The 12,878-nt window shown below is 59.7% G+C and carries 7 protein-coding genes; 6 read left to right on the plus strand and 1 reads right to left on the minus strand.

Going from position 1 to position 12,878, the window contains the following annotated elements; translation table 11 throughout:
* Positions 1–379 precede the first annotated feature (379 nt).
* From I3J13_RS12295 to clpB, 6 genes are all read left to right on the plus strand, one after another.
* Positions 380–1,657, plus strand: coding sequence for an aspartate kinase (locus I3J13_RS12295; RefSeq protein ID WP_003522538.1), 1,278 nt, complete (start codon positions 380–382; stop codon positions 1,655–1,657).
* 174 nt (positions 1,658–1,831) lie between these two features.
* A complete protein-coding gene (gene ptsP, locus I3J13_RS12300) occupies positions 1,832–4,099 on the plus strand; it encodes a phosphoenolpyruvate--protein phosphotransferase (protein ID WP_174058480.1) in 2,268 nt (755 codons plus the stop codon).
* 78 nt (positions 4,100–4,177) lie between these two features.
* Positions 4,178–5,257 (plus strand): peptide chain release factor 1, encoded by a 1,080-nt coding sequence (prfA, locus tag I3J13_RS12305; protein ID WP_020811675.1) that lies wholly within the window; start codon positions 4,178–4,180, stop codon positions 5,255–5,257.
* Positions 5,254–6,123 (plus strand): peptide chain release factor N(5)-glutamine methyltransferase, encoded by an 870-nt coding sequence (prmC, locus tag I3J13_RS12310; protein ID WP_196378963.1) that lies wholly within the window; start codon positions 5,254–5,256, stop codon positions 6,121–6,123. The genes prfA and prmC overlap by 4 nt, the downstream gene beginning before the upstream one ends.
* A gap of 396 nt (positions 6,124–6,519) precedes the next feature.
* The gene (locus I3J13_RS12315) at positions 6,520–7,308 is read left to right on the plus strand and encodes a DUF4167 domain-containing protein (RefSeq protein ID WP_196378964.1); all 789 of its coding nucleotides are present in this window, start codon (positions 6,520–6,522) and stop codon (positions 7,306–7,308) included.
* A gap of 353 nt (positions 7,309–7,661) precedes the next feature.
* The gene (gene clpB / locus I3J13_RS12320) at positions 7,662–10,286 is read left to right on the plus strand and encodes an ATP-dependent chaperone ClpB (protein WP_003522543.1); all 2,625 of its coding nucleotides are present in this window, start codon (positions 7,662–7,664) and stop codon (positions 10,284–10,286) included.
* Positions 10,287–10,373: 87 nt separating this feature from the next.
* Here clpB and I3J13_RS12325 read toward each other — a convergent pair whose 3' ends face one another.
* A complete protein-coding gene (locus I3J13_RS12325; protein ID WP_059756793.1) occupies positions 10,374–12,320 on the minus strand; it encodes a M23 family metallopeptidase in 1,947 nt (648 codons plus the stop codon).
* Between the last annotated feature and the right edge of the window lie 558 nt (positions 12,321–12,878).

A 12,878-nucleotide genomic window follows, 5' to 3' on the forward strand; every position in this document is an offset into this window, starting at 1 on the left:
CGGATATGAAGCCGCCCGCATCCGCCCGAAACCAATAGATCCTAAAGTCTCCGGGGCAGCCGATACAGGCCATTTCGGCCATCTGGCCGGTTGCATTGCCGCGCTCATACTGCGAATGGGCCGGTTTGTACAGTGCACTGCGGTACGCTCTTTTGCGGGTGCTTTATCCCGTCGACGTTTTCATCCCGCCATTGTTCCGGAGCGATGCTGCGAAAAAGGCGTACCGCATGGTTCATAAACGGCATTGCGTGCCCCCCGCCTTTTCGCTAAGAGACCCGCAACTTGAGGCTCTTTGTCAGGAAGAGCCGACTGGGTTTGTTCTTGTCCGTCCGCTCTTCGAAGGAGCCGGCGGGAAAATGGGATGGTACTGGTCAAGGCTATGGCTCGCATTGTCATGAAATTCGGCGGCACGTCCGTCGCGAACCTCGAACGCATTCACAATGTCGCACGGCATGTGAAACGCGAAGTGGATGCCGGCCATGAAGTGGCCGTGGTCGTTTCCGCCATGTCCGGCAAAACCAATGAGCTGGTGGACTGGGTGCAGAACGCAGCAAAGGTGGCCGGCGCCAACGCCGCCTCCTTTTTCGATGCGCGCGAATATGACGCGGTCGTCGCATCCGGCGAACAGGTGACATCGGGTCTCCTGGCGATCACGCTGCAATCCATGGGCATCAATGCGCGCTCCTGGCAGGGCTGGCAGATCCCGATCCGCACCGACAATGCGCATGGCGCCGCCCGCATTCTCGAAATCGACGGTTCGGATATCATCCATCGCATGGGTGAAGGACAGGTGGCCGTTGTCGCCGGTTTCCAGGGCATCGGCCCGGACAACCGCATCGCGACGCTCGGACGCGGCGGTTCGGATACGTCCGCCGTTGCGATTGCCGCCGCCGTCAAGGCGGATCGTTGCGACATCTATACCGATGTCGACGGCGTTTATACGACCGATCCGCGCATCGAGCCCAAGGCTCGCCGCATGAAGAAGATCGCCTTCGAGGAAATGCTCGAAATGGCGTCTCTCGGCGCGAAGGTTCTGCAGGTTCGCTCGGTCGAGCTTGCCATGGTACACAAGGTGCGCACCTTCGTTCGCTCCAGTTTCGAGGATCCCGATGCGCCGGGCATGGGCGACCTCATCAACCCGCCCGGTACTTTGATTTGTGACGAGGATGAAATCGTGGAACAGGAAGTCGTAACCGGCATCGCCTATGCCAAGGATGAAGCACAGATCTCGCTGCGCCGCGTGGCCGACCGTCCGGGCGTTTCCGCCGCGATCTTCGGGCCGCTCGCCGAAGCGCATATCAACGTCGACATGATCGTGCAGAACATCTCCGAAGACGGTTCGCGCACCGACATGACCTTCACCGTTCCTTCGGGCGACGTTGCCAAGGCGATCAAGCTTCTGGAAGACAACAAGGCCCAGATCGGCTTCGACGTCGCGCAGAACGAGACCGGTCTCGCCAAGGTTTCGGTCATCGGTATCGGCATGCGCAGCCACGCCGGCGTTGCCGCCAGCGCGTTTAAGGCGCTTGCCGAGAAGAACATCAACATCAAGGCGATCACCACCTCCGAGATCAAGATTTCGATCCTGATCGACGGCGCCTATGCCGAACTTGCGGTTCGCACTTTGCATTCCGCCTACGGTCTCGATAAGAGCTAAGCCGAGACATCGGTTCCCGATGCTCCGATTCTTCGGAGTTGCGTTCTTCCGATGTGGCGTTTCATGAAAGCGTGTCCCTTGCGGGACGCGCTTCTCGCGCTATAAATTTTTAAATGACCTTTTGATTCTCGAATATTATGACATTCGGATCGGAAGTGTCGGGGAGCAAACGCGATGAGAGACCTTTCCGCAGGTCCGCGCGTCCTGCTCAAGCGGCTGCGCGAAATGATGGCGGAGCACCTTGAACCGCAGGACCGTCTGGACCAGATCGTCCGTCAGATTGCCAGCAACATGGTGGCGGAGGTTTGCTCGGTCTATGTGCTGCGCTCCGACAGCGTGCTCGAGCTTTACGCGACCGAAGGTCTGAACAAGGATGCCGTGCATCTTGCCCAGCTGAAAATGGGGCAGGGTCTTGTCGGCACCATCGCCGCTTCCGCCCAACCGCTCAATCTTTCCGATGCGCAGGCGCATCCCGCTTTCCGCTATCTTCCTGAAACCGGTGAGGAAATTTATCATTCCTTCCTCGGCGTGCCGATTTTGCGTTCCGGTCGCACTCTTGGCGTTCTTGTGGTCCAGAACAAGGCCAGCCGAACATACCGGGAGGATGAAGTGGAAGCGCTTGAGACAACCGCGATGCTCATTGCCGAAATAGTGGCGAGCGGCGAGTTGAAGAAGATCACCCGCCCCGGGGTGGAGCTGGATCTGACGCGCGCCGTTTCCATCGATGGCGACGGCTATGGCGAAGGCATCGGTCTTGGCCATGTCGTGTTGCACGATCCGCGCATCGTCGTCACCAATCTGCTCAATGAAGATGCCGATACGGAAATCCGGCGTCTTGCCGATGCCATCGGTTCGCTGCGTCTCTCCATCGACGATATGCTGCAGCGTCGCGATGTGCCGACCGAGGGTGAGCACCGCGAGGTTCTGGAAACCTACCGCATGTTCGCCCACGATCAGGGCTGGGTGCGACGCATGGAAGAGGCGATCCGCAACGGCCTGACGGCGGAAGCGGCGGTCGAGAAGGTGCAGAGCGACACCAAGGCGCGCATGATGCGCCTGACCGATCCCTATCTGCGCGAGCGCATGCATGATTTCGACGATCTCGCCAACCGGCTACTGCGGCAGTTGATCGGTTTTGGCGGTCGTGGTCCGGAGCAGGATTTCCCGCTCGACGCCATCGTGCTGGCGCGCGCCATGGGTGCTGCCGAACTGCTCGATTACCCGCGTGAAAAACTGCGTGGTCTGGTGCTCGAAGACGGTGCGGTGACGAGCCATGTCGTCATCGTCGCGCGCGCCATGGGCATTCCGATCATAGGGCAGGCGACCGGTATCGTCGCTCTGGCGGAAAACAACGATCCCATCATTATCGATGGCGATGACGGTCAGGTGCATTTGCGCCCGATGTCGGATTTGCAGCGTGCCTATGAAGAAAAGGTGCGCCTGCGCGCCAAGCGGCAGGAGCAGTTCCGAGCGCTGCGCAACGTCGAGCCGATCACCAAGGATGGCCAGAAGGTCAATCTGAAGATGAATGCGGGCCTTTTGGTGGACTTGCCGCAGCTTGACGAATCCGGCGCCGACGGCATTGGCCTGTTCCGCACCGAGCTGCAATTCATGATCGCCTCCAACATGCCGAAGGGCGAGGAGCAGGAGGCGTTCTACCGCTCCGTTCTGCGGCAGGCGAAGGGCAAGAGCGTCACCTTCCGCACGCTCGATATCGGCGGCGACAAGGTCGTTTCCTATATGCGCGGTCAGGAAGAGGAAAACCCGGCGCTGGGCTGGCGGGCGATCCGCCTGTCGCTCGACCGGCCGGGCCTGATGCGCACGCAGATGCGCGCGCTGCTCCGTGCCGCCTCGGGCGCCGAGCTGCGCATGATGCTGCCGATGGTAACGGAAGTGTCGGAAATCCGCGCCGCGCGTGATCTTCTGCAGAAGGAAGTGCAGCATCTTTCGAAATTCAGCCACGCGCTGCCGAAAAAGCTGCAATTCGGCGCCATGCTGGAAGTGCCATCGCTGATGTGGCAGCTCGATGAGCTGATGCAGGAGGTGGATTTCGTCTCCGTCGGTTCGAACGACCTGTTCCAGTTCTCGATGGCGGTGGATCGCGGGAATGCGCGTGTTTCGGATCGTTTCGACAATCTCGGCAAGCCGTTCCTGCGCATTCTGCGCGATATTGTCCGCGCCGGCGAAAGGCACCACACGTCGGTTACGCTGTGCGGCGAAATGGCGGGCAAGCCGCTTTCGGCCATGGCGTTGATCGGCCTCGGCTTCCGTTCTGTTTCCATGTCGCCGACGGCCATCGGGCCGGTCAAGGCCATGCTGCTCGGGCTCGATGCCGCGCGCCTGGCCGAAGAGCTGAACGCGGCGCTGGACGACCATAATTCGCTGGAAAGCGCGCGCGAGGTGTTATTACGCTTTGCCGCGACGCATTCCATTCCCGTTTAGAGCATTTCCAGGAAAAGTGGACCCCGGTTTTCCGTCCGGAAACGCTCTAAAAGACCTGTTTCATTATTGGAGTGACTGGTGGCGAAGCTTCCCGTCGAAAAAATGCGCGAGTTGGAAAGGCGTTTCGGTGAGATCGAAGCGCGTATGTCGGCCGGGCCTGCTGCGGATGTCTATGTGAAGCTGGCGTCGGAATATTCCGAACTCGAGCCGGTGGTGAAGAAAATCCGCGACTACGAGAAGGCGGTTTCCGAGGCCGCCGATCTGGAGGCGCTGCTGGCCGACAAGTCGACCGACAAGGATATGCGCGACCTGGCGGAAATGGAGCTGCCGGATGTCGAGGTCCGCATCGGCGAGCTTGAAAAGGACATGCAGGTTCTGCTGCTGCCGAAGGATGCGGCGGACGAAAAAAGCGCGATTCTCGAAATTCGCGCAGGCACCGGCGGCTCCGAGGCCGCGCTCTTCGCCGGCGATCTGTTCCGCATGTATGAACGTTTCGCCTCGACCAAGGGCTGGAAGGTGGAAGTGCTTTCCGCAAGCGAGGGCGAAGCGGGCGGTTACAAGGAAATCATCGCGACGATCAGCGGGCGCGGGGTATTTTCCAAGCTGAAATTCGAATCCGGCGTGCACCGGGTGCAGCGCGTGCCGGAAACGGAAGCGAGCGGCCGCATCCACACGTCTGCTGCCACCGTTGCTGTGCTGCCGGAAGCGGAAGATATCGATATCGAAATCCGCCCGGAAGACATTCGCATCGACACGATGCGTGCTTCGGGTGCGGGCGGCCAGCACGTCAACACCACCGACTCCGCCGTTCGTATCACCCATCTGCCGACGGGCCTGATCGTTACCAGCTCGGAGAAATCGCAGCACCAGAACCGCGCCAAGGCCATGCAGGTTCTGCGCTCGCGCCTTTACGACATCGAGCGCCAGAAAGTGGATAGCGAACGTTCGGCCGACCGCAAGAGCCAGGTTGGTTCCGGCGACCGTTCCGAGCGCATCCGCACCTATAATTTTCCGCAGGGCCGCGTTACCGATCACCGCATCAACCTCACGCTCTACAAGCTGGACCGGATGATCGAAGGCGAGATCGATGAACTTGTGGATGCGCTGATCGCCGACTATCAGGCGGGGCAGCTTGCACAGCTCGGCGAACAGCTTTGAGCACGGCCGCTGAAGCGAGTGTTGCGAACGCGCTTGCCGCAGCCCGCAAAAGGCTGCAGGCGGCGGGGATCGCCGATCCGCTTCTCGATGCGCGGCTTTTGATTGCGGAGGTTGTCGGTTTTTCATTGACCGATTTCGTGATGAAGCCTGATCGTGCCGTTACGCCGGAAGAAAGCGCCCGTATTGCGGCCATGATCGAAAGACGGGCGAATGGCGAACCCGTTCATCGTATTCTCGGCCACCGGGAATTTCATGGCCTTGACCTTCTTTTGTCGAAGGAGACGCTCGAACCCCGGCCGGATACGGAAGTTCTTGTCGATACCCTGTTGCCGGCGCTGAAAAAAGCCGTTTCCGCCAAGGGTGGCGCCCGCATTCTGGATATGGGCACGGGCACGGGGGCGATCTGTCTGGCGCTGTTGAAGGAATGTCCCGAAGCAACCGGCATCGGCAGCGATATTTCCGCCGATGCGCTGGAAACGGCGGCCCGGAATGCGGCCCGAAACGATCTCGGCGCGCGCTTCGACGCCATCCGCAGCGACTGGTTTGAAAAAATCTCTGGCCGCTTTGACATAATTGTGTCGAATCCGCCTTATATAAGGACTGATATCGTCGCAACGCTTGACCAGGAGGTTCGTATCCACGACCCGATGGCGGCGCTGGATGGAGGTCAGGACGGCCTTGCACCGTACCGCCTCATCGCTGCCGATGCAGGCCGCTTTCTTGTGGAAAACGGGATTGTCGGTGTGGAGATCGGTTTCGATCAAAGGCTTGATGTTTCCGCTATATTTGCTTCCTACGGCTTCTCTCTTCTGGACGCCGTGAAGGATTATGGCGGTAACGACAGAGTTTTGACCTTCCGGAGATAGTTGTTCGCGATATGTCTGCGGATTTTTTGCAAGGATATTTTGCACAGCAAAAGAAAAGGCTTGGATTTCCGCGGGAAGCGGGATAGTTTGCGGCCACATGCCGGGTGGCTGAGGACGAACACAGATTCGTCAGGGTATGGGTCAGTCCCGAAGCGGGTTCTTTAAAGAGCCCTGAAAGGCTGGGCGTTTCCGGCATGTGAATCAGTAAACTTTGTTCGCAGGCGGCTCGGTGCAGCATTTGCGCAGCCGGTCGTCATACGCGAGGTCTTGCCTTGGGGTTATCTTCGGCAAGGCGCGTGATGGAGCAATTTCAGGAAAAATTTCCAGCGGTTTTCCGCCCGGAATTGCATGAAAACAACCAGATTGTCAGCAAAACAGAATTCAGGTGAGCAATTGATGAGGCCAGGACAGCAAAACAAGCGCGGCCGGGGGCGTGGAAACAACAACAATAACAATGGTGGCGGTAACAACAACTTCAACCGCAAGGGCGGCAACCCGCTCACCAGGACTTATGACAGTTCCGGCCCCGATGTTAAAATCCGTGGCACAGCCCAGCACATAGCGGAAAAATACGCGGCTCTGGCGCGCGACGCGCAGAGTTCCGGCGACCGCGTGATCGCTGAGAACTATCTGCAGCACGCTGAACACTATAACCGCATCATCGCTTCGGCTCAGGCCCAGATGCAGGAACGTTTCCAGCGCGACGACCGCGGCGAGTACAATGCTGCCGATGGCGACGATATGGATGTGAACGACGGCGATGAAGGCGTCGTTGCACCGCAGCAGCAGGCCGAACAGGCCGAGCGCGCGCAGCAGCCGGAACGTCAGGAGCGTACTGAGCGGAACGAACAGCGTCAGGAGCGTCGTGAGCGCCCGGACCGCCGCGAACGGCAGGAGCGTCAGCCGCGCCAGCCGCAGGTGGCCGCCGAACAGCAGCCGCCGGTTTACGACGCCAGCCAGGCGCCGCAGCCCGTCATCGAAGGCACGCCCATGGAAGTTGCCGTCGAGGAAGAACAGCAGCAGGCGGAAGCTCCGGCGGGCGAACGCGCACCGAAGACGCGCCGTGCGACCGGACCGCGCCAGCGCCGCCCGCGCCGCACCGCCGCTGCGGAAGGTGCCGAAGGCGAAGATGCGTCGGCCGGTGAAGAGGCGGCACCCGCCACGCTTGAGAACGCTGCCGAATAAGCAGCTTCTGCAAATCACTCTGCAATCGAAAAACTCCGGCCTGCCGGAGTTTTTTGCTTTTGGCGGTTGGCTATGCACATTCCGTTCGCAGCCGGTGGGATTTGATGCCTGTCAAATCATATGAAAATTTCCCGGGTGATGGGTTTTTCTCCCTTTAAACCGATGAAAATGCCTCCCATATTCGTGCAGAACGGACGGAAGCCGCATTCGCCGGCAACCGACCGTCGAGAGGCGGCAATCGTGAAATCCTTTAAGCACGGCTGTCGCAGCGGGGCTTGCCTTTTGAGGGAGCCTCAACCCTAACACCCGGAGCCGTGCCGAAAGCGGGCGGGCCGGTCTATGGAGGTTCGACTATGAATATTGAAAAATACTCCGAGCGCGTTCGCGGTTTTCTGCAATCGGCGCAGACCTTTGCGCTGGCGGAGAACCATCAGCAGTTTTCGCCCGAACATGTTCTGAAGGTTCTGCTCGATGACGAGCAGGGTATGGCGGCATCGCTGATCGAGCGCGCCGGCGGCAACGCCAAGGAAGCGCGTCTTGCCAATGATGCGGCGCTTGCCAAATTGCCCAAGGTTTCCGGCGGCAATGGCGGCCTTTCGCTCACCGCGCCGCTCGCCAAAGTGTTCTCGACCGCGGAAGATCTCGCCAAGAAGGCCGGCGACAGTTTCGTCACTGTCGAGCGTCTGCTGCAGGCGCTTGCAATTGAAAGCTCCGCCACCACCTCGGCTTCCCTGAAGAAGGCCGGCGCAACCGCGCAGGCGCTCAATCAGGTCATCAACGACATCCGCAAGGGCCGCACGGCCGACAGCGCCAATGCCGAACAGGGCTTCGATGCGCTGAAGAAGTTCGCGCGCGACCTGACGGAAGAGGCCCGCGAAGGCAAGCTCGACCCGGTGATCGGTCGCGACGACGAAATCCGCCGCACCATCCAGGTGCTCTCGCGCCGTACCAAGAACAATCCCGTGCTGATCGGTGAACCGGGCGTCGGTAAAACGGCGATTGCCGAAGGACTTGCGCTGCGCATCGTCAATGGCGATGTGCCGGAAAGCCTGAAGGACAAGAAGCTGATGGCGCTCGATATGGGCGCGCTGATCGCCGGTGCGAAATATCGCGGTGAGTTCGAAGAGCGCCTGAAGGCTGTGCTCAATGAAGTGCAGGCCGAAAATGGCGGCATCATCCTGTTCATCGATGAGATGCACACGCTGGTCGGCGCCGGCAAGGCCGATGGTGCGATGGATGCGTCCAACCTCCTGAAGCCCGCGCTTGCCCGTGGCGAGTTGCACTGCGTCGGCGCCACCACGCTCGATGAATACCGCAAGCATGTGGAAAAGGACCCGGCCCTTGCCCGCCGTTTCCAGCCCGTTCTTGTGGATGAGCCGACCGTTGAGGACACGATCTCGATCCTGCGCGGGTTGAAGGAAAAATACGAACAGCACCACAAGGTCCGTATCTCGGATTCGGCCCTGGTTGCGGCTGCGACGCTTTCCAACCGTTATATCACCGATCGCTTCCTGCCCGACAAGGCAATCGACCTGATGGACGAAGCCGCTTCGCGTCTTCGCATGCAGGTGGATTCCAAGCCGGAAGAACTGGACGAACTGGATCGTCGCATCATTCAGCTCAAGATCGAGCGCGAAGCCTTGAAGCAGGAAACGGACCAGTCGTCCGCCGACCGCCTCAAGAAGCTCGAGGACGAGTTGGCCGATACGGAAGAAAAGGCGGATGCGCTGACGGCCCGCTGGCAGGCGGAAAAGCAGAAGCTCGGCCATGCCGCAGACCTCAAGAAGCGGCTGGACGAAGCCCGCAACGAATTGGCGATTGCCCAGCGCAATGGCCAGTTCCAGCGCGCCGGCGAGTTGACCTATGGCATCATTCCGGGTCTCGAAAAGGAACTGGCTGCGGCGGAAGCCCGCGATAGCAGCGGTGCCGGCTCGATGGTTCAGGAAGTGGTGACGGCGGACAATATCGCCCATGTCGTTTCCCGCTGGACCGGCATTCCGGTCGACAAGATGCTGGAAGGTCAGCGCGAAAAGCTGCTGCGTATGGAAGACGAGCTTGCCAAGTCCGTTGTCGGACAGGGCGAGGCCGTTCAGGCGGTTTCCAAGGCGGTTCGCCGTTCGCGCGCCGGCCTTCAGGATCCCAACCGGCCGATCGGTTCGTTCATCTTCCTCGGCCCGACGGGCGTGGGCAAGACCGAGCTGACCAAGTCGCTCGCGCGCTTCCTGTTCGACGACGAAACCGCGATGGTTCGCCTCGACATGTCGGAATATATGGAGAAACACTCCGTTGCCCGGCTGATCGGTGCGCCTCCCGGCTATGTTGGTTACGAAGAGGGTGGGGCGCTCACGGAAGCGGTTCGCCGCCGGCCCTATCAGGTCGTGCTGTTCGACGAGATCGAGAAAGCGCATCCGGACGTGTTCAACGTCCTCTTGCAGGTGCTGGATGATGGCCGCCTCACGGACGGCCAGGGCCGGACCGTCGATTTTAAGAACACCATCATCATCATGACCTCGAACCTCGGTTCGGAATTCATGACGCAGATGGGCGACAATGACGATGTGGATTCGGTTCGCGATTTGGTGATGGAGCGGGTCCGGTCGCATTTCCGGCCGGAATTCCTCAACCGTATCGACGATATCATCCTCTTCCACCGCCTGCGGCGCGACGAAATGGGTGCAATTGTCGAAATCCAGCTCAAGCGCCTCATCTCGCTGCTCGGCGATCGCAAGATTTCGCTCGAACTGGATGAGGATGCACGCAACTGGCTTGCCAATAAAGGTTACGATCCGGCTTACGGCGCGCGTCCGCTGAAGCGGGTGATCCAGAAGGCGGTTCAGGACAGGCTTGCCGAAATGATCCTCGGCGGCGAAGTCCCGGATGGATCGCGGGTCAAGGTGACCTCAGGCACGGACCGGCTGCTGTTCAAGGTCAAGCCCGCCAAGGGCGAGGCCGAAGCTGAAACGGCCGATGCAGCATAAAATGAAAGGGCTCCGGAAACGGAGCCCTTTTCACATGACCGGGCCCTTTTCACATGACCGGGATTGTCGTTCGGGTCTGCCCGCAGATCAGCGGCTCGCCACCTGATTGGGCTTTTCGTCAATATTCAGCAGATTGTCGATGCGCTTTCTCTCATCGGAGAAACGCGCCAGCGCCTCGCCGGAAAGCGACTTGCCGCCCGGCAGGCGCACCTTCATCGCGTCCACCTTGGTGCCGTTGACGATCAGCTCGTAATGCAGATGCGCGCCGGTCGAAAGGCCGGTCGATCCCACATAACCGATGACCTGGCCCTGCCGGACCTTTGCGCCTTCGGTGACACCCTTGGCGATGGCGCTCTGGTGGTTATAGGACGAGACATAGCCATTGGCATGGCGGATCAGCGTCTGGTTGCCATAACCGGAGGCCCATCCTGCCTTTTCGACGGTGCCGTTGCCCGTCGCGATGATCGGCGTGCCGCGGGCGGCGGCCCAGTCTGTGCCGGTATGCATGCGGCTGAATTTCAGAACCGGGTGACGGCGCATGCCGAAACCGGATGTCATGCGGCCGTTCGGAACCGGGTTGCGCAACAGGAACTGCCGGATGCTTTTGCCGTTCTCGTCGAAATAATCGATGCTGTTGTCGTCCGGGTTCTGGAACCGGTAAAAACGTGTCTCGTTGTCGCCGAACTTGGCGTTGACGTAGAGCAGTTCCGACTTGTCCGTCGCCTTGCCATCCGCGTCCTCCACGGAGAAGAAGGCTTCCAGCGTATCCGCCGGCTTGAGCTGCGCCTGAAAATCGACGCTGCTGGCCAGAAGCTTGATGAGCTGCGAAACCATGCCCTGGTTCATGCCGTAGGCAAGGGCCGCACGGTAGACCCCGTCATAAACGCTCGGCAGATCGCGTCCAGCGGCAGGTGCCGGGGTGCTGTCGAAGGCGGTCGCCACGGCATCGAGCTTCGGCGGTTCGCTGGCCTTGATGAAGCGCTTGCTGTCATCGATGGCCATGGTGACCATGTGGCGGCCCTTGCGATAAAGGCTGACGCGAACGATATCGCTTTTCTCGTCTTCCTGAATAATGCCGACGCGCAGCACATCGCCGCTTTCGACATTGTTCGACTGGATTTGCGGCGATAGCAGCCCGGCGATTTCCGAGGATTGCGCCTTCGAATAGCCGGCGCCGAAAAGGGCGGCCTCGATGGTTTCGGTCTGGCGGGCAGGGATCACGTCGTCGGCATATTCCTTGATAGGCACCGAAGCGGACTGCGGGGTCGAGACCGACATGTTCTGTTCGACGACACGGGCGGCAAGGCCCGCGGTAATGTCGACATCGCCGTCGTCATTATCGAAACGGCGTGGGTCGATATAATAGAGCGCGGCCAGCTGCTCGTTGCCATCCGTCAGGATCGAACCGTTCGAGCGCACCGCCTCCTCGACCTCGTCGAAGCTCAATGAGCCGGCGAAGGCATATTTGGAATGCTGTACGGGAAAGGCGACAGTCTTCAGGCTGACTTCGGATTCAACTTCGGAGCCATAGATCGTTCCCGTCCGGCTAGGCGCGGGTGCCGATGCGTCCTTGTCCTCGTTGCTGGCAAAAATATTCAGGGGATCGAAGGCGGGATAGTCATCCTGCTTGGCATAATTTGACGCCAGCGGAATCTTGACGTGGGAGAAGGGGACCTTGCGGACCACTTCCTTGTCGCCTTCATTGATGACGGTGGAAACTTCCATGATCGACCGGTCGGACGGCCGGGCCGCGATATTCGGTGCGACGAGGCGCGTTCCGCGACGGGCGGCTTCCGTGGCATTGTTGCCCATATCCGCCTTGGCGAAGGCTTCGGCGGGAATGGCGAGCTGCTGGCGACCGTCAAGAGCGGCAAACAGCGCCACGCCCATCAATATGGAAGAGGTAATGCCGGTGAGGAACGTGCCGGAAAGCCATCGGAGCGAAATTTCGCGACGATCGGGTGCACGGCGCCCTTCCGCCAGAATTGGCGGTTCCGTGCCTAGCGACCGGATCACATTGCGATCCGCAGTCATACCAGCTGTGCCCCGTCGGTCATGCGCTCTCCAGAAACTTCAGGCGAAGGTGTGCAACTTTCAAAGCTGGGAGTCAAATCGGTCGACGCACCAGCGGGACATGTCGCAGCAGCCCATATAAGGACACGCGCAGGCATGTCTCGTATTAACGCTTCGTTGACGAAGCAATTAGCGAGGAAGGGGGCTAAAAGAAGGCGCGAGCCCTGGCTTGACGCCCGGCTGCCTGTTCTCCTGTGCAAAACCAGGAGTGTGGTTGCGTCTTTTTATGCCGATAACCTCATGAAAACGAAATTCCCTTTTACAATCAGCGACATGACATATTTTTCTATTTTTTTGATATTGCTGTGTTGACTTGTTTGGTTGGGTGGATTTATAAGTCCGCTCACTGAACGAGGGCGGCGGCGCTGCTGGCGACGGCGACTTTCGTTCTCAAGAAATCAAGTTGATGAGCGGATTGCTTGTTGGGTTTCGGGGCTTATGGCTTTGGGGCGATTGATTTTGTGACTGTTTGAGCGGTCTGTTATTTGACAATTGAATATGAGAAGAAAGAGAAACGTG

The sequence above is a fragment of the Agrobacterium leguminum genome (genome assembly GCF_015704895.1).
In the GTDB taxonomy this organism is placed as follows: Bacteria; Pseudomonadota; Alphaproteobacteria; order Rhizobiales; family Rhizobiaceae; genus Agrobacterium; species Agrobacterium leguminum.